We start from the raw sequence: 25,693 nt of genomic DNA on the forward strand, positions 1-25,693 counted from the left end.
GGTGATGCGCTCCCGGGGTCGTCGGCATCCCGCGGCTAGCCTGATCGCATGGGTGCTCGACTGCGTGTTGTTCTGGATCAGCTCGTGCACGTCGTGGACCCCGATCAGGCGACGGCATCGCGAGATCTCGCCGCCGGGCTCGTCCAGACGGCGCCGCCGAACTGCACGGTCGATGCGATCGTCCCCTCGGGGGCAGAGGTGCCGCTCCGCGGGATCGGAGAAGTGCGCACGCTCGCGGTCGGACGGCGCGAGCTCGCCGCGTCCTGGCAACTCGGCATCGCCCCTGGCGTCGGCGGCGGCCTCATCCACGCGCCGACGCTGCTCGCCCCACTGGTCCGCCACGACCGGGTGCACGACAACGATCAGACCACCGTCACGCTGTGGGACCTGCGGGCCTGGGAGGCGCCGTCTCAGCTGTCGCGCGGTGCCGTCGCCTGGCAACGAGGCATGCTCCGACGTGCCGTGAAACACGCAGATGCCGTGGTCGTTCCGTCCCACTCCATGGCGGAGCGCCTGTCCGGTCTCGCGAAGCTCGGTGACCGCATCCGCGTCATCGCCGGCGCGCCACCTCAGGACCTCCTGCGTCCCGCGGACGTCGCCTCGCGTCGGGACGACCTCGGTGTCCCCGCGGACTACCTCGTCCTCTCCGGGCCGGAGGACGCGCTGGCCGCCGGCTTCCGCGGCGCCGTCGCGGCGAACCTCGACGCCGTGGTGATCGGGGCGGCCGAGGGGGCGGAACCGCGAATCGCCGAGATCGCCGCCGCCGCCGGGCTGCCCGAGCGGCGCGCGCACATCCGGGGGACGCTCGAGGTCCCGGATCGCGCCGCCGTCGTCGCCGGGGCCCGCGTCTTCGTGTCGACCGATGCCGTCTCCGGGTGGCCGTGGCGCGCTGTGGAGGCGATGTCGCTCGGCGTCCCCGTGGTCGCCGTGGAGTCCGGGTGTCATCACGACGTCATCGCCGACGGGGGAGCGGTGGTCGCCGAGGAGGAGCTGCCGGAGGCGGTCGAGGACGCGGCGGGCGCCGGAAGGGAGCGCCTGCGCGTGCTCGCCTCCGACCGGTCGCGGGCCTTCTCGTGGGCGAGTGCGGCGGAGCGCGTGTGGAGTCTGCACGCTGACCTCTGAGCACCTGAACGCCAGCTTCGCATCCGCGCGACACGCCGAGAGCTGATCGCGATTCCGTGGCAACAGTGGCATCATCCCGCAACTTCCGTCACACTGGTCACATGTCTCGACGTGCCCCACGCTCTCGAAACACCACGAAGGTCACCCGCCTTCTCACCTGTTTCCTCGCTGCCTCCGCCCTGGTGATCGGCACGGTGGTCCCCGCCACCGCCGCCTCCGCCGCGACCTCCGTCGCCCCGACCGTCGCGCGCGCCGCCGCCGATCCTGCGCCGACCGGGCTGGCCAAGACCTCCCTTGTCGGGTTCACCCCGGGCAATATCATCAGCGACGCCACCTTCACGAACTCGGGCACCATGACCGAGGCGCAGATCCAGGCTTTCTTCAACAGCAAGGTCTCGCGGTGTCTCGGCGGGCGTGATGAGAACAACGAGGCGATCGTGTGCCTCAAAGACTTCCGGATGGACACCGTCACCCGTCCCGGCGACCAGTACTGCAGCGGGTACTCGGGGGCGGCGAACGAGTCGGCGGCGCGCATCATCTACCGCGTGGCCCAGGCCTGCGACATCAACCCCCAGGTGCTCATCGTCATGCTTCAGAAGGAGCAGGGTCTGGTGACTCACACCTGGCCCAGCGCCTGGCGCTACCGGATCGCGCTCGGACAGGGCTGCCCGGACACCGCACCGTGCGATCCGAACTACATCGGGTTCTTCCATCAGATCTACGGGGCGGCGCGCCAGATGCAGATCTACATGGAAGGCAAGTGGTTCCAGTGGTACGCGCCGGGGCGGACCTGGAACATCCTCTGGCACCCGAACTCCTCGTGCGGTTCGGCGCCCGTCCGGATCGCGAACAAGGCGACGTCGGCGCTCTACTACTACACGCCCTACCAGCCGAATTCGGCGGCGCTCAAGGCGGGCTACGGCAGCGGCAACAGCTGCTCCTCCTACGGCAACCGAAACTTCTACAACTACTTCACGGACTGGTTCGGATCCACGCAGGCCGTGGACCCCCTGTTCGCCATCAACCAGCTCTACACCAAGCTCGGCGGCGCCGGCGGTGTCTTGGGAACGGCGGGCTCGAAGCCCTCCTGCACGGCCTCGACGACCCGATGCACCTGGAACTATGCCAAGGGGCTCATCACCTGGACCCGCGCGCTCGGAGCATTGACGGTCTACGGCGACGTCTACACCGCATATGCCGCCCAGGGCGGTCTCGGCGGCAAGCTGGGCTATCCGGCCGTGACCCCCAAGGCGGTCACGGATCGGAACGGCAACGGCATCTCCCAGCAGTTCAACAAGGGATGGATCCATTCCTCAGACAAGGGGACGTTCGCGTCGTCGTCCACGGTCATGACGGCCTACAGCGGGGCTGGGTGGTTGCGCGGAACTCTCGGGTGGCCGACGAGCGCTGAGAGCTGCGCATCCGGCCGGTGCCTGCAGACCTTCGCCGGCGGCGTGATCCGGTACGACACCGGGAAGGCCGCCTACGTCGTTCCGCCTGTCGAAGACGCCAACATCCGGGCCGTCTACACGGCACAGGGCGGATCGACGGGCGCCCTCGGCTACGCCGCGGCGGCCACTCAGACCGTGGTCGACCCGAACGGCAACGGCACGGCGCAGCGCTTCGACGGTGGGTGGGTCCATTCCTCCGCCGCGGGCACGTTCGCCTCGTCGACGACGATCATGACCGCCTACAGCAAGGCGGGCTGGGTCCGTGGCGCGTTCGGCTGGCCCACCGGGCCGGAGAAGTGTGCGGGAGACGTCTGCACGCAGCCGTTCCAGCGCGGCGCACTCCAGTACACGAAGGGCGGGGCGGCCGGCCCCGCGGCGAGCGTCACCAACTCCGCGATCAAGGCGGTGTACGACGCGACGGGCGGCGTGAACGGTCCCCTCGGCTACCCGCTGAAGTCCGTCCAGACGGTGACCGATAAGAACGGCAACGGGTTCGCTCAGCAGTTCGCAGGGGGGTGGATACACTCCAGCGCTCGAGGGACGTTCGCCAGCTCAGCGGCGATCATGTCGCTGTACTCGGCGGCAGGATGGGTCCGCGGCAACCTCGGATGGCCCACCGGCGCGGAGAAGTGCACTGATCTCGGGTGCTCGCAGACCTTCGCCAAGGGCGCCCTGACGGCGCCGAGCGCCGGTTCGGACGGAGCCAAGGTCACCGCGGCGATTCGGACCCTGCACGACGCCATCGGCGGCGCGACGGGGTGGATCGGTGCTCCGGCCGCCCTCGTGCAGCACGTCACGGATCCACAGGGCAACGGCGACGCGCAGAAGTTCGCCAAGGGATGGATCCACTCGTCGGCGAAGGGGACGTTCTCGTCTTCGTCGACCGTCATGGCGGGCTACAGCGCGGCAGGGTGGCTGCGCGGGCCGCTCGGGTGGCCCGTCGCGGAGGAGAAGACCGTCACGGACCCGAACGGCAACGGGCTCACCCAGCAGTTCGCCGGCGGCTGGGTGCACTCCTCGGCAGCCGGATCGTTCGCCTCCTCGTCGGCGATCATGTCGGCGTACAGTGCGGCGGGTTGGCTCCGCGGATCACTCGGATGGCCGACCGGCGCGGAGACGGCCGTGACCGACAAGAACGGCAACGGGCTCTCCCAGAAGTTCGCCGGCGGCTGGATCCACTCGTCTTCGCACGGGTCCTTCTCGTCCTCTGCGACGGTGATGAAGGCATACAGCGCCGCCGGCTGGCTCCGGGGTCCGTTGGGCTGGCCGACCGGTCCCGAGACGTGCGTGAACGGCTCGTGCGGGCAGCCGTTCATGGGCGGCTCGATCCGCTACGAGTCGGGCTCGCCTGCGGTCGCGATCCTGACCAATCAGAACGCGGCGATCCAGAAGGCGTATCAGGCCGCCGGTGGTGCCGACGGACCGATGGGCCATCCGCTCGCTGCGCTCCAGACCGTGACCGACAAGAACGGCAACGGCTTCGCCCAGAAGTTCACAGGCGGCTGGATCCACTCGTCCGCGGCGGGCACGTACACGTCGTCCACGGCGGTGATGGATGCCTACAGCGACGCCGGCTGGCTCCGCGGCGCGCTCGGGTGGCCGGCAGGCGCGGAGACGTGCGCGGGGGACGTCTGCCAGCAGGCTTTCGGCGGTGGCACCATCCGCCTCACGGGAACGAAGGACGACGTGTTCCTCACGAACAGGAACGCGGCGATCCAGAATCTCTATACGTCCATGGGCGGTGCGAAGAGTTCGCTCGGCTACGCCTCGTCTCACCTGCAGGTCATCTCGGACCCCAACGGCAACGGCTTCGGGCAGGCCTTCACGGGCGGATGGATCCATTCCTCGGATCGCGGCACGTTCGCGACCTCCGCGGCGATGATGAAGCTCTACAGCGCTCGAGGATGGATCCGCGGAGACCTCGGATGGCCGACCGGCCCGGAGACCTGCACGGCGACCACCTGTACGCAGACCTTCGCCAACGGCACGCTTTCGTTCACCAGGTGAGGAGGAGGCGGTCCGATAGACTGGTGATATGAAGGTACTGCTCACAGGAGCTGACGGATTCATCGGATCGCACCTGGCGGAGCAGCTCGTCAGGGACGGACATGAGGTGCGGGCACTCGTCCTGTACAACTCGTTCGACTCGCGCGGATGGCTCGACGGGCTCACCCCCGAGGTGGCCGCGGAGATCGAGTTCCTTCCCGGTGATATCCGCGATCCGGCACTGATGATGTCGGCGGTGCGGGATCGTGATGCCGTCCTGCACCTCGCCGCGCTCATCGCCATCCCGTATTCGTACGCAGCGCCGGATCTGTACGTCCAGACGAACATCCAGGGCACGCTCAACCTGCTCAACGCCGCGCGCGCCGCCGACGTGAGCCGGTTCATCCACACGTCGACGAGCGAGGTCTACGGCACCGCTCGGTACGTACCGATGGATGAGGGGCACCCGCTCCAGGGACAGTCTCCGTACTCGGCATCCAAGATCGCGGCGGACCAGATGGTCAATGCGTACCATGCGTCCTTCGGTCTGCCGACGGTGACGATCCGTCCGTTCAACACTTTCGGACCTCGGCAGTCCGCGCGTGCGGTGATCCCCGCGATCATCAGCCAGCTCGCCGCGGGCAAGCGGGAGGTGCAGCTCGGCGCGCTGACCCCGACGAGGGACTTCACGTTCGTGCCCGACACCGTGTCGGGCTTCACCACGGCGCTCACCAGCACTGCGGCCGTCGGCGAGGTCCTCAACCTCGGTGTCGGTTTCGAGGTGTCCATCGGTGAGACCTTCGATCTCATCGCCGAGGTCATGGGCGTGGACGCCGTGGCCACGGAGGACCCGGCACGCCTGCGCCCGGCGAACTCCGAGGTGGAGCGGTTGTTCTCGGACAACTCGAAGGCGAGGGCGCTCCTCGGCTGGGCTCCGCGCTACGAGGGCAGGGACGGGTTCCGCGAGGGCCTGCGCGTCACGGCGGAGTGGTTCACCGACCCGGCGAACCTGGCTCGATACCGCACCGACGCCTACATCGTATGAACATCGCCGCGGAGATCGTCCACGGGCTGCGACGGGTCGTCGGCGACGACGAGTTCGTCGGTCTGCACATCCCCGACATCAGCGACCTCGAGAAGCGGCGTGTGATGGAGTGCCTCGACTCGACCTACGTGTCCAGCGTGGGACGGTTCGTGGGGGAGTTCGAAGACGCCGTCGCCGAGTACACAGGGGCGGGGCACGGCATCGCGGTGTCCAACGGGACCTCGGCGCTGCAGGTCGCGCTGCAGCTCGCGGGCGTCCGTCGCGGAGACGACGTCCTCGTCCCGGCGCTGTCGTTCATCGCCACGGCCAACGCCGTCATGCACGCCGGCGGCCAGCCGTACTTCCTCGACAGCGACGAGGACACTCTCGGCCTCTCGGTCGAGGCGGTGGCGTCCGTGCTCCGGAGTGCGCGGACCGGTTCGGAGGGGCTGATCAATCCCGTCACCGGCAACCGCATCGGCGCGATCGTGCCGATGCACACCCTCGGACATCCGATGCGCATCGGCGAGCTCGTCGCACTCGCGGACGAGTACGGCGTGCCGGTCGTGGAGGACGCGGCGGAATCGCTCGGGAGCCGAGTCGGAGAGAAGCACACCGGCACATTCGGCAGAGTGGGAATCCTCAGCTTCAACGGCAACAAGATCCTCACCACGGGCGGCGGCGGGATGATCCTCACCGACGACGACGAGCTCGCGCGACGTGCGAAGCACCTCACCACGACCGCGAAGCGGCCGCACCGGTGGGAGTTCGAGCACGACGAGGTCGCCTTCAACTACCGGATGCCGAACCTCAACGCCGCTCTCGGCGTCGCTCAGCTGGAACGCCTCCCGGCCTTCGTCGACGCCAAACGTCGGCTCGCAGCGCAGTACAGTGCGGTGTTCGCCGCGCTCGATGGCGTCACCTTCCTGGAGGAGCCGCCGGGCACGAGCAGCAACTACTGGCTCTGCGCGATCCGACTCGGTCACGGGGCCGGAACCCGCGACGAGGTGTTGGAAGCGACGAACGCGGCCGGGTTGCAGTGTCGTCCCTTCTGGAACCTGCTTCCGAGCCAGGCCCCGTACCGGGATCTTCCGCACGGCGGCTTCCCGGTGGCGGAGGCTCTGCACACGAGCGTCGTCTGCATCCCCAGCTCCCCGGCCCTGGCCGACGCATGAGGAAGGTCGCCGTCCTCACCGGTACCCGCGCCGACTATGGGTTGTTGCGCGGCCTGCTGCGGCAGGTCGTCCGGGACCCCGAACTGGAGCTGCAGCTCCTCGTGACGGGGACGCACCTCCGGGACGAATTCGGGCGAACCGAGCGTGAGATCGAGAAGGACGGATTCCAGATCGCGGCTTCCGTGCCGCTCTGGTCGGGAGACGACAGCCGCATGGCGGTCGCCTCCGACGTCGGTGCAGGACTCCCGCGGTTCGCCGAGGCGCTCAGCGCGCTCGCGCCGGATGTGCTCGTCGTTCTCGGCGACCGGCTGGAGGCGTTCGCCGCCGCCACCGCTGCGACGATCCTGTCGATCCCGATCGCCCACATCCACGGCGGTGAGGTGACCGAGGGAGCGATGGACGAGGCGCTCCGGCACTCCATCACGAAGATGTCCTACCTGCACTTCACCTCGACGGAGGATCACCGTCGCCGCGTCATCCAGCTCGGGGAGGAACCGGAGCGGGTGCACTTCCTCGGAGCGCCGATCGTCGACACCCTGGCCGACATGGATGTGCAGCCACGGCCGGAGGTCGAGAGCGAGTTCGGCATCCGTCTTCCGCAGCCGACCGCTCTGGTCACCTTCCATCCGGCGGTGATGGACGTCGCGCCGCCGGAACAGCTCGTCGAGGAGCTGCTCGCCGGGCTCCTCGCCGTGGACGGACTGCACGTCGTGATCACGGGCTCGAACTCCGACATCGGAACGGCCGACGTGCGTGCACGTATCGACACGTTCGTCGCCGAGAACGGCGACCGCGTGGACTTCGTCGAATCGTTCGGTCAGCGTGGTTACCTCAGCGCCATGGCGGCTGCCGCGGTGGTCGCAGGGAACTCCTCCAGCACGGTGCTCGAGGCCCCGGTCCTCGGGATCCCCTCGGTCTTGGTCGGCGATCGGCAGAAGGGACGCCCGTTGTCCCCGAGCATCGCCACGCCGGAGCCGCGGAGGGAGGCCATCGCTGCGGCGCTCCACGCCGCCCTGGAGGGCCGCTCCGGAGCTCCGGAAGCGGCGATCTTCGGCCGTCCCGGTTTCGCACAGCGTGCGGCGACGGTGCTGCGTCAGAGCGCACTCCCGCGTCCGCCGCGAAAGACCTTCCACGACCTCTCGAAGGAGTCCATCTCATGACCGCACCCGTGTTCGTGATCGCCGAGGCCGGGGTGAACCACAATGGTTCGATCGAGACGGCAGAGGAGCTCGTCGACCTCGCTGCGTCGGCCGGCGCCGATGCGGTGAAGTTCCAGACGTTCTCCGCCGACGACCTCGCGCTCGAGTCGGCCGAGCTGGCCGACTATCAGCGCACCTCCGACGAGGACCATCGATCGCAACATGATCTGCTGCGGAGGCTCGAGCTGACGCACGACGAATTCCGACGTCTGCGGAATCGCTGCGAGGAGCGCGGCATTCAGTTCCTCTCCACCGCCTTCGACCTGCGGGGACTGGATTTCCTCGTGGACGAGCTGCGGATCCCACTCGTCAAGATCGCCTCCGGCGACCTCACCTTCGCTCCGCTGCTCGTGGCGGCCGGGCGCACCGGCTTGCCGGTCATCCTCTCCACGGGAATGGCCGACCTCGAGGAGATCATGCGCGCGCTGCGCTTCCTCGCCGCCGGGCTCCAGCAGCACGATGGCATGCTGGATCGGGCCGCACGGCTGACGCCCGATGTCCTCGAGGACGCCTGGCGGCGTCGGAACGAGGTCCGGGACTTCGCGGCACACGTCACGATCTTGCACTGCACGACCGAGTATCCCGCGGCCGACTCTCACCTCAACCTGCGGGCGATGCAGACGATCGCCGCGGAATTCGGACATCGAGTGGGCTACTCGGATCACTCGCTGGGGTCTCTCGCCTCGGTGCTCGCCGTCGGCATGGGCGCGACCGTGCTCGAGAAGCACTTCACCTTCGACGTCACCGCCGAGGGACCCGACCACGCGGCCTCCCTGGATCCCGCCGGTCTTCGCGACTACGTCGCGGATGTGCGCCGTGTGCCCGTCATGCTCGGATCCGCCGAGAAGCGGTGCCAGCCGGTGGAGGAGGGCAACCGGGCGGTCGTCCGACGCAGCCTCGTGGCGGTGCGGGACCTCGCGGCCGGCGAGGTGATCGGCGAAGACGACATCGCCTGCTTCCGTCCGGCATCCGGTCGAACCTCCTTCGATTTCTGGGAGGTCGTCGGGACGACGGCGACGCGGTCCTACACGCGTGGTGATCTCATCGATGCGTGATCTCCTGCTGCTCGGGGCTGGCGGGCACGCCCGGTCCGTCCTCGCCGCGCTGCGCGGCGCGGATGCCGTCGTGAGAGGAGCACTCGCTCCGTCCCCTCCGATGCACCCGCTCGGCGTGCCCTACCTCGGCGACGACAGTCTGCTGGCGTCCTTCGACCCGGACGACGTGGCGGTACTCAACGGTCTCGGTCCGGTGGTCGCGCGTGCCCGTCTGCACGCGCTGGCGGTGTCGCTCGGCTTCATGGTCGCCGACGTCATCCACCCGCGTGCCATGGTGGACGCCGGAGCCACCGTGGCGGCGGGCGCGCAGATCTTCGCCGGGGCCATCGTCAACACCGGAGCGGTCATCGGCGCCGGGGCGCTCGTGAACTCGGGAGCGGTCGTCGAGCACGACTCCGTGGTGGGGGATGGCAGCCACATCGCGCCGGGAGCCGTGCTCGCCGGCGGCGTGCGGATCGGCGACGCCGCCCACATCGGGCTCGGCTCGCGGGTCATCGAGGGCGTCACGGTAGGGTCGGGATGTGTGGTGGGGGCGGGAGCGGTGGTGGTCCGCGACGTCCCTGCAGGAACGATGGTCGTCGGTGTCCCGGCACGACCCATCACCGACAGGAGGGTGCCCCGTGACGGTTGATCGACACATGCTCGTCGTCTCACCCGACGCCAGTATCCGGACGGCTCTGGAGCGGATCGACCGAGGGGCGTTGCAAGTGGTCTTCGTGGAGGACGACGGGGGCCGACTGATCGGTGCGTTGAGCGATGGGGACGTCCGCCGCGGTCTCATCGCGGGTTCCGGGCTGGACGACGCCGTGGCGACGGTCATGAACCGGAAGCCGGCGACGGTCGGCCCGGACGCGACGCAGGACGACATCGATGCCCTCAAGGCGCAACGAGGCATCCGTGTGATCGCTGTGGTGGACCCGCGGGGACACATGATCGACATCATCGGCGAGCACGAGCGGATCGGGACGCCACTCGACATCCCCGCCGTCCTGATGGCGGGCGGGCGGGGGCAGCGGTTGTATCCGCTCACCAAGGACATCCCCAAGCCCCTCGTGCCGCTCGGCGAGACACCGATGATCGACATCATCCTGGAGCGGCTGCGCGACCAGGGGTTCCGACGCATCCACGTGTCGGTCAATCACCTCGGTCATCTCATCGAGGAGCACCTCGGCGACGGGACGGCGCACGGCCTTGAGATCAGTTTCCTCCACGAACCCGCTCCGCTCGGTACCGCCGGAGCGCTGGCGCAGCTGCGGGGCCACATGCAGACCCCGTTCGTGGTGATGAACTCCGATCTGCTCACGCAGGTCGATCTTCGGCGTATGCTCGCCTTCCATCGTTCCCTCGGTGCCGCCGCGACTATCGGGGCACGCGAGTACGGCTTCGAGATCCCCTACGGCGTGATCCGGCGCGACGGCGACAGTGTCGTCGAACTGGCGGAGAAGCCGTATCACAGCGAGCTGGTGAGTGCGGGGATCTACGTCCTGGAGCCGGACGCCCTGGATGCGCTGGGAGAGGACGAGTACTGCGACATGCCCACCCTGTTGGCGCGCCTGATGGACGGCGGCCAGCGGGTCGGGGCGTTCGAGATCCACGAGGAGTGGATCGACGTCGGACGTCCCGAAGACCTCGAGCGCGCCAGGCAGGCGTGGGAACGGAACGGCCGATGAGGATCTGCACGATCACAGTGCGAGCAGGATCGAAGGGCGTCCCGGGGAAGAACCTGCGTGTCGTCGCGGGTCGACCTCTCTTCGGGCACTCGGTCGCACAGGCGGTGGCGACCGGTCTCTTCGACGAGATCGTCGTCTCCAGCGATTCGGAGGAGATCCTCTCCCAGGCGCCGGCCTTCGGTGCGACGGGCGTGGTCCGCCGCCCTGCGGAGATGGCGACGGACACCGCGGGGAAGGTCCCGGCGATCGCGCACGCCGTGCGCACCACAGAGGAGCGCACGGGGGTTCGATACGACGTCTGCGTCGACCTCGACGCCACAAGTCCCCTGCGGACGATCGACGACATCCGCGACGCGGTCGCGCTGTTCGAGAGGGCGGAGCCGGAGTCGCTCATCACCGGTGCCGAAGCGCGCCGCAATCCGTACTTCAATCTCGTCGAGGAACAGCCGGACGGCACCGTCGCCGTGAGCAAGACCCCGGACGACGCGGTGCTGCGTCGCCAGGACGCGCCCCGCTGTTTCGATATGAACGGCTCCATCTACGTGTGGCGCCGGTCGTCCCTCCTGGACGATCAGGTCGTCTTCTTCCCCTCGACGATCCTCTTCGAGATGCCGGCCGAGCGTTCGATCGACGTCGACAGCGAGTTCGACTTCCGGATCGTGGAATGGCTCATGGGGCAGCGGGGCGACCTGTGAGCCAGGACGCCCGCGACATGGATGCGCGCACATCCCCGGCGGTGCGCGCGCTGCTCGAGCTCGAGGACGGGATGCCGGACAGTCTGCTCGAGGTGTTGCCGGGATCGACGGTGCCCTTCTGGGCGCAGGTGCGAGTGCAGATCGCCTGGGCACTCGCCGAGCAGGACACTGGCAGCGTCGCCGTGACCTCCACATCCACCTGGACACGCGGTGCCGAAGCCCGGCGTGTTCTCCGAGGGTACGTGCCGAGCCGTTGGGACGCCGTGCGTCGTGCACGGCCGCATGACGTCCTCTTCTACGTGTCTGGGGCCACGCTCGCTGCGGAGGGGAATCGAGCGCGCAACTGGCTCGTGGATGACTTCGCCGAAGCCACTCCCGGAGCCGTCGTCGTTCAGCTCCGTCCGCTTCCCTCTCCGCTCGGACCGCCCTCGTTCCGGCCGACCCTGAGCATGGAGGGTTCCGTGGCGCGCTCCCGGTGGCGCGAGCGGGGCAATCCGGTCCCGCCCTCCACCGTCACCAGTGCGATGACCCTGCTCTCGGACTTCGCGCAGCGACTGAGGCAACCTGCGGACGCCTTCGCAGCCATCGGGGCACGCGCCATGCGTGATGCACGGCTCCGTCCGTTCCAGCTCGCCGAGCTCGAGCGCATGCTGGACCGGGTGCGTCCTCGCGTCGTCTTCTACGACAACGGCTCCTACACCTACAACGGCGAGTCGGTCGGGCTGATGAAGGACGCGGGTGCGTATGTCGTGGAACCGCAGCACGGTTGGATCGGGCCGTCCCACGCCGCCTACAACTTCGGTCGGGTCTTCGCCCATCCCACTCTGGCTCGCGCGGTCCCGGACGAGCTGCTGACCTTCGGCGACTACTGGTCCCGCTCGGTCCGCCACCCCGGAGTGGTGACGGCGGTGGGCAAGCCCCATCTCGAACGGTTGACCGCTTCGGCCCCGGAACGGCGGCCGAAGCGGGTCCTCGTGGTGTCATCGCGCAGCGACCCGGCCGCGACCGACGCCTTCGTGACGACACTGCACGCGTCCGTGGGCGGCGAGTGGGCGGTGGCTTTCCGCCCGCATCCCGGAGAGCGCAGCGACATCGAAGAGCGTTACCCGAATATCGCGGCGAATCCCCGGATCGAGATCGATGTGACTCCGGACGTGTACGAGTCCCTGAAGACGACCGCGGTGGTGGTCGGCGAGGCGAGCACCGTGCTTTTCGAGGCGCGTGCCTTCGGCTGCCTCGTGATCCCTCGCGACAGCGCGTTCGCGGAGACCGTCATCGGTGACGCTTTCGGGGAGCGGATCCGCGGAGTGGAGGAGGTCACGGAACGCCTGCGAGGCCTGACGGATGGCGAAGCCCGCGTCGGGGAAGCGGACCCGGACATCTGGGCGCCGGGGGCTGTGGAGACCTACCGGCGCTGGCTCTCGGATCGGGCGGCGACGTGAGCTCCGACGGCCTCCGCGTGCGCGTGGCTGGAGGGGGCTTCCAGCGTGCCTGACCTAGAATTGCTTCGTTCCGCGGCGGTATCCGTCGCCGCGTCCTGAATGAGTGGGCCTGTGACCGTTACCCGAGATCTCTTCGCCGCCGTCCCGCGCAACCAGTTCGACACGCCTGGAAAGAGCCGGGGCCTGATCGACGTGGTGCGCTGGCGGTATCTTCTGCGCCTGCTCGTCCGTACCGGCGTGACCACGCGGTACCGCAACTCCGTCCTCGGATGGACGTGGTCATATGTCCGGCCAGGGGCGCAGTTCCTCGTCTTCTGGGTCGTTCTCGGTCTCTTCCTCAGTCTCGACCGTGGCATCCCCAACTACGCGGTGTACCTGTTCTCCGGCATCATCGTCATCAACCTGTTCTCCGAGGCGTTCAAGAACGCGACGACATCGATCGTGGGGAATGCCCCGCTGGTGCGGAAGGTCTTCCTGCCGAGACAGCTCTTCGCCGTCTCGGCGACGATCGTGGCGCTCGTCCATTTCCTGCCGCAGATGGCTCTCCTGCTGGTGGTGTGCCTGTTCCTCGGATGGCTGACTCAGATCTCGGTCCTGGGTCTCCTCGCGATGGTCGCGGCCGTGGTGATCGTGATGGTCTTCAGCCTCGGTCTCGGCCTGCTCTTCGGGGCGCTCAACGTCCGGTACCGCGACGCCGAGAACATCGTCGAGCTCTTCCTCCTCCTCGCGACCTGGGCATCCCCGGTCCTCTACAGCTGGACGCAGGTGCAGGACGCGGTGGTGAACACGCTGGGGTGGCCGCAGTGGGTCGTCGAGATCTATCTTCTGAACCCCATCACCCAGGCGGTGGAGCTGTTCCACTACGCGTTCTGGCGGCCCGTGACGGAAGGCGTCGTGACGGCGACGGGGGAGACGATGGCATCGCTGCCCCCCGGCCTGGCGTGGAACACGCTCTTCGCGTTCCTCATCGCCGCCGCAACGCTTCTGATCGGCCAGGCGGTCTTCCGTCGGCTCGAGGGAAGGTTCGCCCAGGATCTATGACAATGCAGACCACGCATCGCCCGAGCATCATCGTCGACGGAGCTCGGAAGCGGTTCACGCTCAACCACGCGTTCTCGCTGAAGGACACGGTGGTGTCCTGGATCAAGCGTCGCAAACTCACGAGCGCATTCGAGGCCCTCAAGGGCGTCGATCTCGTGATCGACGAGGGCCAGTCGGTGGCCATCCTCGGTTTCAACGGCTCGGGGAAGTCGACACTTCTCAAGCTCATCTCCGGGGTCATGGAGCCGGATGAGGGCGAGGTCCTCACCCGGGGGCGGGTCGCGGGCCTCATCGAGGTCGGCGCCGGCTTCCACCCGGAGCTCTCGGGGCGGGAGAACGTGTTCCTCAATGCCGCGATCCTCGGGATGAAGAAGCACGAGATCGAGGCGAGATACGACGAGATCGTCGCCTTCAGCGAGATCGAGCAGTTCATCGACCAGGAGGTGAAGCACTACTCGTCGGGCATGTTCATGCGCCTGGCCTTCTCCGTCGCGATCCATGTGGAACTGGATGTGTTGCTCGTCGACGAGATCCTGTCCGTCGGAGACGCGCCCTTCCGTGAGAAGTGCCGCCTGAAGTTCGAGGAGCTCATCGCCGCCGGGAAGACGCTGGTGGTGGTCAGCCACGACATGGAGATGGTGCGGGAACTCTGCACCCGCGGTGTCGTCATCAGCAAGGGCCAGGTTGTCTACGACGGAGACATCGAAGGCGCCATCGCCCTGGTGGACGCGTGAACGCCTGGCTCGCACAGACGCCGGTGCTGGTCACGGCACTTGCTCTGCTCGTGATCCCCGGCCTTCCCGTCGGCCTCTTGCTCCGCGGCGTCTCTGCCGTCGTCCGCCTCGGCATGTCGATCGGCGTGTCGCTGGGCATCGTGGCCGCGTCGTCGCTCGTCGCTCCGGTTCTCGGGATGCGGTGGGGTCTCCTTCCGGTCGGGATCGTCAGCGCCGTGGTCTGGGCGGTGGCCGCGACATTGCGTCTCCTGGGTCGCCGATCAGCGACAGTCCCGGCCGGCCGGACGGGCGGCGCCGTGTGGCTCGCGATCGCAGCGGCCTTCGCCGGATGGGTGGTCATCCTCGTCGTCGGCATCGGAAGCCCGAACGACCCCTCGCAGCTCTACGATGGTCTGTTCCACCTGAATGCCGTCGAGTTCGTGGCGGCGACGGGCGACGCGTCGCCCCTGCACATGACGATGGTGCTTCCCGGCCACAGCACGTCGTTCTACCCGACTCTGTGGCACGCCCTCACGAGTCTGGTCCTGCCGGTCGCCGGTGGTGTGGTCCCCGCGACGAACGTCGTGACCATCGCGGTCATCGCTCTCGTCTGGCCGGTCGCGCTGGCCACCGTCACCCGAGTCGTCTTCCCCTCGTGGCCCGCCGCAGCGATCTGGGCACCGCTGGTGGGTTTCGCGTTCAGCGTCTTCCCTCTGGGATTCCTGAACTGGGGAGTCCTCTATCCGAACCTGATCGGCACGGCCCTGATCCCGATCCTGATCGCGGCGGTGCTCCTCGCGTTCGCGCCGGCGATTCCCTGGCCGGGACGCACCCTGCGCCTCCTGGTGGCGCTTGCCGTGGCGGCAGGAACAGGGCTCGGGCATCCGTCTGCCCTCCTCGGCGCTCTGGTGCTTCTGCTTCCGTTCGTCCTCTGGCGCGCGTGGGAGGCCGCTCGCCGCGGGGGAGCGGCGACCCGCGTGGTCGTCGGCCTGAGCGTCGCCGTGGGATCCGTGGCCTTCGTGGCTCTCTGGAGCAAGGCGAACGTCACCACTCACGAGTGGCTGCCGACCCAGACGATCGCGCAAGCCTCAGGGGAAGTCCTCTTCCTCAGCCCCGTGGGCCGTAGCACCGGGCTTCTCCTCGGCATCCTGGTCCTTCTCGGGGTCTGGCGTGCCGCCAGAGAACGCCTGTGGTGGGTGCTCGTCTCCTATCTCGTCAGCGCCGTGCTCTACCTCGCCTCGGCGTGGCTTCCCGTGCTGCCCCTGCGCAGCTTCCTCGTCGGGATCTGGTACGACGACACCACCCGGGTAGCCGCGCTGTTGGCGATCTGGGGACTTCCGTTGGCGGCCCTCGGGATGTCGCTCGTCGTCGACCGGCTCCACGCCCTCTGGCGTGCGGGACGACGCGTCACGGCCATCGTCCTCATCGGCGTCATCGCTCTCCTCGCGGCCACTCACCTGCTCGCCCTGCGCAACGATCTGCGCTACATGCGCGACGTCAGCTATCGCTTCGACGGCGCGTCCCAAGGACTCTCTCCGGACGAGGCAGCCCTGTTCGAGCGCCTGGAGGCAGAGCTTCCGGAGGACGCGCTGGTCATCGGAGACCCGCTCACGGGAGCGGGACTGCTTTTCGCCTACACAGGGCATGACGTCGTCTTCCCGCACGTGACCGGCCGCTACGGCACGGATGCGGCGCTGCTGGCGCGGACTCTGGTGGAGGGAGACGCCGCCGTCTGCGATGCGATTGAGAACCTCGGCGTGACGCATGCGCTCGACTTCGGCGACACCGTGCTCTTCCAGAACCACTACACCACGTACGACGGTCTGCACGATCTGGATGAGGCGTCGATCCTCACCGAGGTGGATCGAGTGGGGGATGCAACGCTCTACGAGGTCACGGGTTGCGACTAGCGTCCCTCTCGTGCTCCTCCGCCTCGAGCAGCGAGATCTTACGAGCGAGCAGGGTGAGCTGACGCTGCAGAGCGATGTTCCGCCGGTACTGGGAGTACACGAAGGCGAGGAACATCACGATGAGTCCGTACAGGACGAGGTCGGTACCGCGGCCGACCCCGACGAGCTGAGCGAGCCAGCTGAGCCACTGCGGGAACAGCACGGACAACACGGCGACGACGACGAAGAGCCCCATGAGGAGCCGCCGGATAGCCAGGTGGCTGTCGGCGCCGGTGCGGCGCATCATGAAGACCGCGAGGATGACGATCGCGGCGATGAGAAGGACCTGGATCCACATGATCAGCGCACCACCAGGTCGACAAGGATGTTCACGGAGTTCAGCACGCTCTGGCCCTTCGCCTTCGAATAGTCGGTGTAGAGGAGTTCGACGGGGTACTCCTTCCAGGGCAGACGGGTCCGCCCCAGCTCGAGCACGATCTCGGTGGCGTGCGCCATGCGGTCCTGCTTGAGCTCGATGCCTTGGGCCGCGTCCCGGCGGATCACGCGCAATCCGTTGTGCGCGTCCGTCAGCTTCAGACTCGTGGTGAGGTTCGTGACCCACACGGCGGTCTTCAGGATGACCTTCTTCATCCATCCGGGATTCGTCCGGTCGTCGAGGAACCGGGAGCCGAACACGATGGCGACATCCTCGTCCCTGGCGAGCTGGAGCATGCCGAGCGCGTCCTCCACGCGATGCTGGCCGTCAGCGTCGAAGGTCACGATGTAGTCGCACTCGGGGTGCGCCAGGGCGAAGTCGATGCCCGTCTGGAGAGCCGCCCCCTGGCCGAGATTGACCGGGTGCTGCACGAGGTGAGCCCCTGCCGCGGCAGCCTCCGCCGCCGAGCCGTCGCTGGAGCCGTCGTCGACGCAGACGATGTGGGCGAAGTGAGGCTTGAGACTCTCGATCACGCCGCCGATGACGGTCGCTTCGTTGTAGAGGGGGATGACGACCCAGGCGCGGGGATCGGCGGGGGAAGGCGCGGGGACGCTCGAGGACATGGTTCTATTGTGTCAGGTGTCGATTCGGGCGCCGGTCCACCGAGCAGCAGGGGCAGGATGTCGAGGAGACGACGCGCCGTCATCGCGACACGGCTGTACACGCCGGAGGTGACCGCCGCCAGCTTCCGGATGGAGGCGCTCGCCCATGCCCTGGCCGCCGATTCCGATGTCACCGTGCTGAGCACGAAGCCCCCGCGCGACACCGTCGTCGCCGACGCGCCCGGGGTGGTCGTGCGTCGTGCGCCGGTGCTGCGAGACCGCAGCGGGGCCATCCGCGGGTACGTCCCGTACCTGTCCTTCGACGTCCCCCTCTTCTTCCGGCTGCTCGTCCGCCGCAGCGACGTGGTGGTCGCCGAGGCGCCGCCGACCACCGGGTTCGCGGCGGCGATCGCCGCCTTCCTCACCCGTCGCCCGCTGGTCTACTATCCCGGCGACGTGTGGACGGATGCGGTCGCGTCGATGGACGCCCCCGGTCCGGTGGTGGCGGTCATGCGGTTCGTCGAGCGCTTCGTCCTGCGCCGCGCGACGCGCTCGCTGGCCGTCTCGGACGAGGTCGCCGAGCGGCTCGCCGCGATCGGCGGGCGACCGGAGCGCGTCGTGACGGTCGGCAACGGGATCGACACCACGGTGTTCCGTCCGGACGTCGTGCCGCACGAGGCGGAGCGGCCCTACTTCGTCTACACCGGCACGATGTCGGAGTGGCAGCAGCCTGACGTCTTCATCCGTGCGCTCGCTCTGCTTCCCGACGAGGACATCGAGCTCCGCTTCTTCGGTCAGGGAGCGGTGGAGGAGGAGCTGAAGGAGCTCGCCGCGCAGCTCGTGCCCGGCCGGGTGCACTTCGGGGGACTGGTCGGGCCCGCGACCTCGGCTTCCTGGATCCGGGGGGCGGTCGGCGCGCTGGTGAGCATCGTCCCCGGCATCGGCTACGACTTCGCCCGACCGACCAAGACGTACGCGGCGGCAGCGGTCGGGACCCCGGTGCTCTTCACCGGCGCAGAGACGGGCGGCGAGGTCGTGCGTGCGGGCGGACTCGGCGAAGCCGTCGGATTCGACCCGGAGGAGGTGGCCGCGGCCATGCGGCGGTTGCTCGATGAGTGGGCCTCGGGCGAGACCGAGGGCGCGAGGGCGGGTCGTGCCGCATGGGCGGTCGACAACGCCTCGCTCGCCACCGTCGGTGCCCGCGCCGCAGACGTCGTTCGCGGCGCGCGTCGAGGTTCGCGGAGCAACGCCAAGTAGAATCTCGTCAGTGCTGCCTCATCGCGCAGCGTGCAAGGAGCCCCGTGACTGAAACCTCCCGCGTGCGGATCGTCGATTCCGCCGATGTGTCCGCCGACGCCGTCATCGGCGACGGATCCTCCATCTGGCACCTCGCCCAGGTCCGCGAGCAGGCCCGCCTCGGCGAGAACTGCATCGTCGGACGCGGCGCGTACATCGGTACCGGTGTGGAGATGGGCGACAACTGCAAGGTGCAGAACTACGCCCTGGTCTACGAGCCCGCCAAACTCGGCGACGGCGTCTTCATCGGGCCCGCCGTCGTGCTCACCAACGACACCTACCCCCGCGCGATCAACGCCGACGGGAGCCTCAAGAGCGCCCACGACTGGGAGCCGGTCGGGGTCACGATCGAGCGCGGCGCGTCGATCGGCGCCCGCGCGACCTGTGTCGCCCCGGTGACGATCGGCGCCTGGGCGACGGTCGCGGCCGGCGCCGTGGTCGTCAAGGACGTCCCGGCGCACGCCCTCGTCGCCGGCGTCCCCGCCCGGCGCATCGGCTGGGTCGGCGAGGCGGGCGTCCCGCTCACCCGTGGCGACGACGAGAACACCTGGGTGTGCCCCGCGACCGGGGCACGCTTCATCGAGACCGACGGAACACTGACCAAGGAGACCGTGTGAGCGAGTTCATTCCCCCCGCCAAGCCCCTCATCGGCGACGAAGAGCGCGAAGCCGTCGACCGCGTCCTGCGCAGCGGCATGGTCGCGCAGGGACCCGAGGTCGCCGCCTTCGAGCAGGAGTTCTCCGCGCACTTCGTGCCCGGTCGCCCGTCCGTGGCGGTCAACTCCGGTACCGCGGGTCTGCACCTCGGTCTGCTCGCCGCCGGAGTAGGCCCCGGCGACGAGGTCATCGTGCCGTCCTTCACCTTCGCCGCGACCGGCAACTCGGTGGCGCTCACCGGGGGCACCCCGGTCTTCGTCGACATCGAGCCGGATACGTTCTCCCTGGACCCCGAGGCCGTCGCCGCCGCGATCACGCCGAAGACCAAGGGCATCCTTCCCGTGCACCTCTACGGGCACCCGGCCCGGATGCGCGAGCTCGAGGCCCTGGCCGCCGAGCGCGGCGTCGCCCTGTATGAGGACGCGGCCCAGGCGCACGGCGCGTCGCTGGACGGCCGTCCCGTCGGCTCGTTCGGCGAGTTCGCCATGTTCAGTCTCTATCCGACGAAGAACATGACCAGCGGCGAGGGCGGCATGGTGACCACGGCGACCGACGAGATCGCCCGTCAGGTCAAGCTGCTGCGCAATCAGGGCATGGAGCGGCAGTACGAGAACGAGATCGTGGGCTTCAACGCCCGCATGACCGACATCCACGCCGCGATCGGTCGTGTGCAGCTGACCAAGGTGGACGGCTGGACGAAGACCCGTCAGCAGAACGCCGCCTTCCTCGACGCGAACCTGCAGGGCGTCGTCGTCCCGCCGGTCGCCGACGGCGCCGTGCACGTGTACCACCAGTACACGATCCGCGTCCCCGAGGATCGGGACGGCTTCGTCGCCGCCCTGAAGAACGAGTACAACGTCGGCGCCGGCGTGTACTACCCGATCCCGAACCACCGCCTCCCGTCTCTGACGCACTTCGCGCCCGGTCTCGACTTGCCGGAGACGGAGCGCGCCGCGCGCGAGGTCGCCTCGCTGCCCGTGCACCCGTCGCTCAGCCAGGGCGACCTCGAGCGCATCGTCGCCGCCGTGAACGCCGTCGCGAAGGCGGGTGCCTGATGGCAGACCTGCGCGCCGGTCTCCTCGGCGTCGGGATGATGGGCCGCCACCATGCCCGCGTGCTGCGCGAGCTGGACGGTGTGGAGCTCGTCGCGATCGCCGATCCCGGCGGCGACCCGCACGGGGTGGCGGGGGACCTGGAGATCCTCCCCGACATCGACGCGCTCATCGACGCCGGCGTCGACATCGCCGTCGTCGCGGTGCCCACGAGGTTCCACGAGGACGCGGCGCTCAAGCTCGCGGCCGCGGGCGTCCACACCCTCGTCGAGAAGCCGATCGCGCACACGGTCGACGCCGGTCAGCGCATGGTCGACGCCTTCGCCGCGGCGGGCCTGGTCGGAGCGGTCGGGCACATCGAGCGCTTCAACCCGGCCGTGCAGGAGCTGCGCCGCCGGATCGAGGGGGGCGAGCTCGGCGCCGTGTATCAGGTGGTCACGCGTCGGCAGGGTCCCTTCCCGTCGCGGATCGCGGACGTCGGGGTGGCGAAGGACCTGGCCTCCCACGACGTCGACCTCACGGCCTGGGTCGTGCAGAGCGACTATGAGCGCGTGTTCGCGCAGACCGCCTTCAAGAGCGGTCGCGAGCACGAGGACATGATCACCATCACGGGCCGCACGGCCAACGGCGTGATCGTGAACAACATCGTCAACTGGCTGAGCCCGATGAAGGAGCGCGTCACCGTCGTCACAGGGGAGAAGGGCGCGTTCGTCGCGGACACCTCCACCGGTGACCTCACCTTCTACGCCAACGGCACGATCCCCCTCGAATGGGAGTCCGTGTCCTCCTTCCGCGGGGTCTCGGAAGGAGACGTCACGCGCTACGCGTTCGCCAAGCGCGAGCCGCTGCGCGTCGAGCATGAGGCCTTCCGCGATGCCGTGCTCGGGCAGCAGACCGACGTCGTCACCATGGAGCAGGGACTGCGGACGCTGACCGTCGTGGAGGCCGCTCTGAGCTCCGCGCGCAGCGGTGATGCCGTCGTCATCTGAGCCATGATCCAACTCTTCCGGACGCTTCGTCGTCTCCTCCCGTTCCTGCCGCCCTCGGCGAGAAAGTTCCTCGGCATCTTCGCCGTGGTGACCTCGGTCCTCGCGCTGGTCGATGTCGTCGCGCTCATGCTGCTCGCGCTCACTCTCGCGGCCAGCGTGACGAGAACGGACATCGTGCTCCCCGTCCTCGGAACGGTTCAGGCCGACCAGGTCCTCTGGCTCATCCTCGTCCTCGCAGTGATCGTGGTGGCCAAGTCGGCGGCGAATGTGTGGCTGCAATGGATTGCGACGCGGCGATTCGCCTCCTACGAGCTCGCGGTAGGCCAGGAGTTGTTCGGGGCATACATTCGTTCGTCGTGGACGGATCGCATCTCACGCAACAGCGCACAGATCGTGCAGATGTCGGACACCGGCATCGCCAGCGTGATCGCCGGATTCCTGCTGCCCGCCACCACGCTCCCCGGCCTCCTGGTGACTTCAGTGGGCGTGGTCACCGTGATCGTCGTCGCCCAGCCTGTGACCGCCCTCGTCACCATCGTGTATCTCGGCGGGATCGCCGTCCTGCAGTACCTGGTCCTGAGCGGGAAGACCCGCCAGGCTGCCCGTGTCGCACGGAACTCGTCGCTTCGCGTCGCCACCTTGATATCCGGGATGGTGGCGTCACTGAAGGAGATCACGCTCCGGGGCAAGGCGGACGAAGTAAGCGAGGTGATTCGCGTGAATCGCCAACGCACGGCGCAGGCGCGCGCGAATGCGGGGTTCCTCTCCGCTGTCCCTCGGTTCATCTTCGACGCCGCCATCATCGGCGGGTTCGTGATCGTCGGTGGAGCGGCCTTCCTCGTCGGTGGAATCGATCAGGCGATCTCCGCTGTGGCTCTCTTCGGAATCGCCGGCTTCCGTCTCGTGCCTTCCCTCACGGGCTTCCAATCCGTCATCACCCGAACGATCACGTCGACCCCCTACGTGGACGCCGTCATCGCCGACGTGGAGGCGTCGAAGAAGTTCCTGGCAGACCGCGAACAGCTGGGCAAGGAACCCTTGCCGGGAGCACCACGGCTCCTCCAGCTCTCCGGAGTCGGGTTCACGTTCCCGGGCAGCGACGTGGCAGCGGTCCGCGATGTCGGCGTCCGCATCCCGATCGGGACGACCGTCGGGATCGCGGGTGCGTCAGGCGCGGGCAAATCGACCCTCGTGGACCTGCTCCTGGGGCTGCTGACTCCCACCGAGGGATCGATCACCATCGACGACAAGCCTCTCGAGGACGTGCTAGAGGCATGGCGGTCCCACGTGGGTTATGTCCCCCAGGAAGTCACCCTGTTCGATGGCACGATCGCGCAGAACATCGCGCTCACCTGGGGTGATGACGTCGACCTCGTGCGTGTCGAGGATGCCGCTCGTCGCGCACAGCTCTGGAGCGTGATCGAGCAGCGTGCCGACGGCCTCCAGGCGCGCGTGGGGGAGCGGGGTCTCACGCTCTCGGGCGGACAGCGTCAGCGGCTGGGCATCGCGCGTGCACTCTACTGCGATCCGTTGGTCCTCGTCCTCGATGAAGCGACCAGCGCGCTGGACACCAAGACCGAGGCAGACGTCTCCGCAGCGATCCGCGACCTCAGGGGCGATGTCACCGTGATCGCGGTGGCACACCGTCTGAGCACGATCATGGAATCGGATCAGATCCTCTTCATGCAGGACGGGACGGTCGCGGCACAGGGCACTTTCGCCGAGGTCGTCGCCGCCAACCCCGCCTTCGCCGCTCAGGCGAAGCTGGCGGGGCTCGCCTGAGAGAGGACGCCATGAGCCTGCGCAACAACGCTGTCGAAGCGGTCCGTGCCGTCACCGGACTCATCCCCGATTCCCTGCTCGCCCGGATCATGCCCGGGACTCTCGGTTGGGATCAGGGAAGGATGCAGGTCGCGTATGCTCCCGAGGCGGAGGTGCGTCTGCTGATCGCACCCACGAACTCGGCCGGCCAGGCGCACCAGTGGGCGGACGCTGTGGAGTCCCATCTCCCGGGCGTGGGCGCAGTGAACTACATGACGTCGAACGAGCGCACGGACAGATTCGGCTTCCCGTCAGACGTAACCGTGCCCGACTCGGGATACCTCTTCGCGCACGGATGGCAATCGCGCCAGAGGCGTGCCATCGTCGACGGGTTCACGCACGTCCTCGTGGAGTCCGGACGGCACCTCTTCGGCCCCCGGCCCTGGCGGACTCCGCTGGACGTCATGGATGACATCGCCGCCCGGGGCGTACAGGTCGGCATGCTGTGGCATGGCAGTGACATCCGGGTACCGAGCGCGCACGCCGCCTGGGAGACCGATTCCCCCTTCGGGGCGCGAGGACGATATCCCCGTACGGCGACGGCCACACTCCAGGCCAATGCGGAGCGTCGACGGCAGATGATCCTCGACTCTGCGTATCCGTCGTTCGTCTCGACGCCGGGGCTGCTCGACGTCCCCAGGTCGCAGTGGCTACCCGTTGTCGTCGAGCCCTCGCGGTGGAGGACCGACTCGGAACCGCTGCGCCACGACGTCCCGGTCGTCGCCTACGTACCGAGCAACTCCGCGATGAAGGGCGACGAATCCGTCGACGGCCAACTGGAGGAGCTGGCCGCCGAAGGACTTATCCGCTACACGAAGCTCGAGGGCGTAGCGTCGGCGGACATGCCGGAGGTCTACGGCTCCGCCGACATCGTCCTGGATCAATTCCGTCTCGGAGACTACGGGGTGGCGGCCTGTGAGGCCATGGCCGCCGGGCGCGTGGTGATCGGTCATGTGCATGAGGATGTCCGTGCGGCGGTCCGCCTCCACACCGGCGTCGACCTGCCCATCGTCGAGTCCCGGTTCGACCGTGTCGGTGACACGATTCGCGGGATCCTCGCCGACCCGCACTCGGCGCGTCGCCTCGCTGCGGACGGGCGACGCTTTGTGGAGCAGGTACATGATGGCCGGAGATCCGCGGCTGTGCTGGCGACGTTCCTCGGGATCACCGATCCCGCGGACCGAAAGGAGAACCGTGGCGTCTGAGACCCCCCGCCCTCGCATCCTGTGCATATCTTTCTCCGAGGTGGTGGCCGATTCCCGCGTCCTCCGGCAACTCGACGTTCTGGCCGAGTTCGGTGACGTCACGACCCTCTGCTACGGAGATCGACCAGCGGGCGCCGTCGCGCACATCGAGATTCCCCGACAGCTGCCTTCGCTCCCGCAGACGCCGTCCGGGGTCCTGAAGCTCGCGCTGCGACGCTACCGTTCGGTGGAGGTCGAAGCACCGGCGCTGAAGGAGGCGCTTCGACTCCTGGATGACCGCGAGTTCGACATCGTCGTCGCCAACGAAGCGCGCGCGCTTCCCCTGGCGTTCCGCGTCCAGGGTGCACCGCGCATCTGGTGCGACCTCCACGAGTGGGCGCCGGAGGAACGCACCCATGTCCTCTCCTGGCGGCTTCTGATCTCGCCATTCATGCGGTGGGTGTGCGCGGAGTATCTCCCGCGGGTCGACGCGGCCACCACGATCAACGACTCGATCGCCGGGATGTATGCGGACGCGTTCGAAGTCACTCCGGAGATCGTCCGCAATGCCATCGCCCATCGGCCCGATCTGCAGCCCTCACCGGTTCGCAAGGGTCTCGTGCGCCTCGTCCACAGCGGCGGCGCCGTGCCGGGGAGGAACATCGAGGCGATCATCGATGCTGTAGACGAACTGGGGGACGGCTATTCCCTGGACCTGTACCTGATCCCTTCTCGGCAGGGGGATTCCTACTGGAGGGATCTTCAGACGCGCATCGCCGCCAGCCCTCGCACGACCCTGCATGCCCCCGTGCCACCTGACAAGCTGCCGGAGACCCTCAACCCCTTCGACTTGGGTGTCTTCATCCTCCCGCCCCTCACGCCGAACCACCGCTACATGCTTCCCAACAAGTTCTTCGACTTCGTGCAAGCCCGACTGGGTGTGGTGTTCGGCCCGTCGGTCGAGACGGATCGCCTCATCGAGAACGAGCATCTGGGACTGGTCACCGGCGGGTATTCGGGAAGCGATGTCGCCGCATCGATCCGAAAGGTGACTTCGGACGACATCGAGGCATTCAAGCGGTCCGCGGACGCGGCGTCGCGCACGCTCTCCTCAGAGCGAGATGTCGCGGTCGAGCGGGCGATCCTCTCCCGGTTGGCAGCGCCGCGGGGCTGACCCGACTATCGCCTCCGTGCG

The 25,693-nt window shown here is 68.3% G+C and carries 22 protein-coding genes; 20 read left to right on the forward strand and 2 right to left on the reverse strand.

Annotated elements, in window-relative coordinates; translation table 11 throughout:
- Nucleotides 1-48 precede the first annotated feature (48 nt).
- The 13 genes from RI211_RS06130 (at nucleotide 49) to RI211_RS06190 (ending at nucleotide 16,483) form a co-directional block, all read left to right on the forward strand.
- Nucleotides 49-1,122, forward strand: coding sequence for a glycosyltransferase (locus RI211_RS06130; protein ID WP_315637151.1), 1,074 nt, complete (start codon nucleotides 49-51; stop codon nucleotides 1,120-1,122).
- A gap of 101 nt (nucleotides 1,123-1,223) precedes the next feature.
- The gene (locus tag RI211_RS06135) at nucleotides 1,224-4,580 is read left to right on the forward strand and encodes an LGFP repeat-containing protein (protein ID WP_315637150.1); all 3,357 of its coding nucleotides are present in this window, start codon (nucleotides 1,224-1,226) and stop codon (nucleotides 4,578-4,580) included.
- A gap of 28 nt (nucleotides 4,581-4,608) precedes the next feature.
- Complete coding sequence (locus RI211_RS06140; protein WP_315637149.1) at nucleotides 4,609-5,604, forward strand: GDP-mannose 4,6-dehydratase; 996 nt, start codon at nucleotides 4,609-4,611, stop codon at nucleotides 5,602-5,604.
- Nucleotides 5,601-6,758, forward strand: a complete 1,158-nt coding sequence (locus RI211_RS06145; protein WP_315637148.1) for a LegC family aminotransferase — start codon at nucleotides 5,601-5,603, stop codon at nucleotides 6,756-6,758. The genes RI211_RS06140 and RI211_RS06145 overlap by 4 nt, the downstream gene beginning before the upstream one ends.
- Entirely contained in the window at nucleotides 6,755-7,918 is a 1,164-nt protein-coding gene (gene neuC / locus RI211_RS06150; protein ID WP_315637147.1) for a UDP-N-acetylglucosamine 2-epimerase, read from the forward strand. The genes RI211_RS06145 and neuC overlap by 4 nt, the downstream gene beginning before the upstream one ends.
- Entirely contained in the window at nucleotides 7,915-9,012 is a 1,098-nt protein-coding gene (gene neuB / locus RI211_RS06155) for an N-acetylneuraminate synthase (protein WP_315637146.1), read from the forward strand. The genes neuC and neuB overlap by 4 nt, the downstream gene beginning before the upstream one ends.
- The gene (locus RI211_RS06160) at nucleotides 9,005-9,643 is read left to right on the forward strand and encodes a NeuD/PglB/VioB family sugar acetyltransferase (protein ID WP_315637145.1); all 639 of its coding nucleotides are present in this window, start codon (nucleotides 9,005-9,007) and stop codon (nucleotides 9,641-9,643) included. The genes neuB and RI211_RS06160 overlap by 8 nt, the downstream gene beginning before the upstream one ends.
- Entirely contained in the window at nucleotides 9,633-10,682 is a 1,050-nt protein-coding gene (locus RI211_RS06165; protein ID WP_315637144.1) for a nucleotidyltransferase family protein, read from the forward strand. The genes RI211_RS06160 and RI211_RS06165 overlap by 11 nt, the downstream gene beginning before the upstream one ends.
- Nucleotides 10,679-11,377: an acylneuraminate cytidylyltransferase family protein gene (locus RI211_RS06170; RefSeq protein WP_315637143.1), complete on the forward strand. Its 699-nt coding sequence runs from the start codon at nucleotides 10,679-10,681 to the stop codon at nucleotides 11,375-11,377. Before RI211_RS06165 ends, RI211_RS06170 begins: the two co-directional genes overlap by 4 nt.
- 17 nt (nucleotides 11,378-11,394) lie before the next feature.
- Entirely contained in the window at nucleotides 11,395-12,819 is a 1,425-nt protein-coding gene (locus tag RI211_RS06175) for a hypothetical protein (RefSeq protein ID WP_315637142.1), read from the forward strand.
- A 111-nt stretch (nucleotides 12,820-12,930) separates the two neighbouring features.
- Complete coding sequence (locus RI211_RS06180) at nucleotides 12,931-13,860, forward strand: ABC transporter permease (protein ID WP_315637141.1); 930 nt, start codon at nucleotides 12,931-12,933, stop codon at nucleotides 13,858-13,860.
- On the forward strand, nucleotides 13,857-14,594 hold the full coding sequence (locus RI211_RS06185; protein WP_315637140.1) for an ABC transporter ATP-binding protein: 738 nt from the start codon (nucleotides 13,857-13,859) through the stop codon (nucleotides 14,592-14,594). The genes RI211_RS06180 and RI211_RS06185 overlap by 4 nt, the downstream gene beginning before the upstream one ends.
- Nucleotides 14,591-16,483, forward strand: coding sequence for a DUF6541 family protein (locus RI211_RS06190; RefSeq protein WP_315637139.1), 1,893 nt, complete (start codon nucleotides 14,591-14,593; stop codon nucleotides 16,481-16,483). Before RI211_RS06185 ends, RI211_RS06190 begins: the two co-directional genes overlap by 4 nt.
- Here the strand turns inward: RI211_RS06190 and RI211_RS06195 are convergent.
- Together RI211_RS06195 and RI211_RS06200 are read right to left on the reverse strand one after the other, a co-directional pair.
- The gene (locus tag RI211_RS06195) at nucleotides 16,467-16,820 is read right to left on the reverse strand and encodes a DUF2304 domain-containing protein (protein WP_315637138.1); all 354 of its coding nucleotides are present in this window, start codon (nucleotides 16,818-16,820) and stop codon (nucleotides 16,467-16,469) included. The genes RI211_RS06190 and RI211_RS06195 overlap by 17 nt on opposite strands.
- 2 nt (nucleotides 16,821-16,822) lie before the next feature.
- On the reverse strand, nucleotides 16,823-17,521 hold the full coding sequence (locus RI211_RS06200; protein WP_315637136.1) for a glycosyltransferase family 2 protein: 699 nt from the start codon (nucleotides 17,519-17,521) through the stop codon (nucleotides 16,823-16,825).
- A gap of 57 nt (nucleotides 17,522-17,578) precedes the next feature.
- Between RI211_RS06200 and RI211_RS06205 the strand changes: the two genes are divergently transcribed.
- From RI211_RS06205 to RI211_RS06235, 7 genes are read left to right on the forward strand one after another with little or no spacing between them, the layout of a single operon-like run.
- Nucleotides 17,579-18,757 carry a glycosyltransferase family 4 protein gene (locus tag RI211_RS06205; RefSeq protein WP_315637135.1) on the forward strand — a complete coding sequence of 393 codons (1,179 nt, stop codon included), beginning with the start codon at nucleotides 17,579-17,581 and terminating at the stop codon, nucleotides 18,755-18,757.
- A 44-nt stretch (nucleotides 18,758-18,801) separates the two neighbouring features.
- Nucleotides 18,802-19,413, forward strand: a complete 612-nt coding sequence (locus RI211_RS06210; protein WP_240742946.1) for an acyltransferase — start codon at nucleotides 18,802-18,804, stop codon at nucleotides 19,411-19,413.
- A complete protein-coding gene (locus tag RI211_RS06215) occupies nucleotides 19,410-20,507 on the forward strand; it encodes a DegT/DnrJ/EryC1/StrS family aminotransferase (protein WP_315637134.1) in 1,098 nt (365 codons plus the stop codon). Before RI211_RS06210 ends, RI211_RS06215 begins: the two co-directional genes overlap by 4 nt.
- On the forward strand, nucleotides 20,507-21,493 hold the full coding sequence (locus tag RI211_RS06220; RefSeq protein ID WP_315637133.1) for a Gfo/Idh/MocA family oxidoreductase: 987 nt from the start codon (nucleotides 20,507-20,509) through the stop codon (nucleotides 21,491-21,493). Before RI211_RS06215 ends, RI211_RS06220 begins: the two co-directional genes overlap by 1 nt.
- Before the next feature lie 3 nt (nucleotides 21,494-21,496).
- Entirely contained in the window at nucleotides 21,497-23,275 is a 1,779-nt protein-coding gene (locus RI211_RS06225) for an ABC transporter ATP-binding protein (RefSeq protein ID WP_315637132.1), read from the forward strand.
- Nucleotides 23,276-23,286: 11 nt separating this feature from the next.
- Nucleotides 23,287-24,519 (forward strand): glycosyltransferase family protein, encoded by a 1,233-nt coding sequence (locus RI211_RS06230; RefSeq protein ID WP_315637131.1) that lies wholly within the window; start codon nucleotides 23,287-23,289, stop codon nucleotides 24,517-24,519.
- Complete coding sequence (locus tag RI211_RS06235; protein WP_315647703.1) at nucleotides 24,509-25,672, forward strand: glycosyltransferase family protein; 1,164 nt, start codon at nucleotides 24,509-24,511, stop codon at nucleotides 25,670-25,672. The genes RI211_RS06230 and RI211_RS06235 overlap by 11 nt, the downstream gene beginning before the upstream one ends.
- Nucleotides 25,673-25,693 lie beyond the last annotated feature (21 nt).

It is taken from the genome of Microbacterium meiriae (assembly GCF_032364335.1).
Classification (GTDB): Bacteria; Actinomycetota; Actinomycetes; order Actinomycetales; family Microbacteriaceae; genus Microbacterium; species Microbacterium meiriae.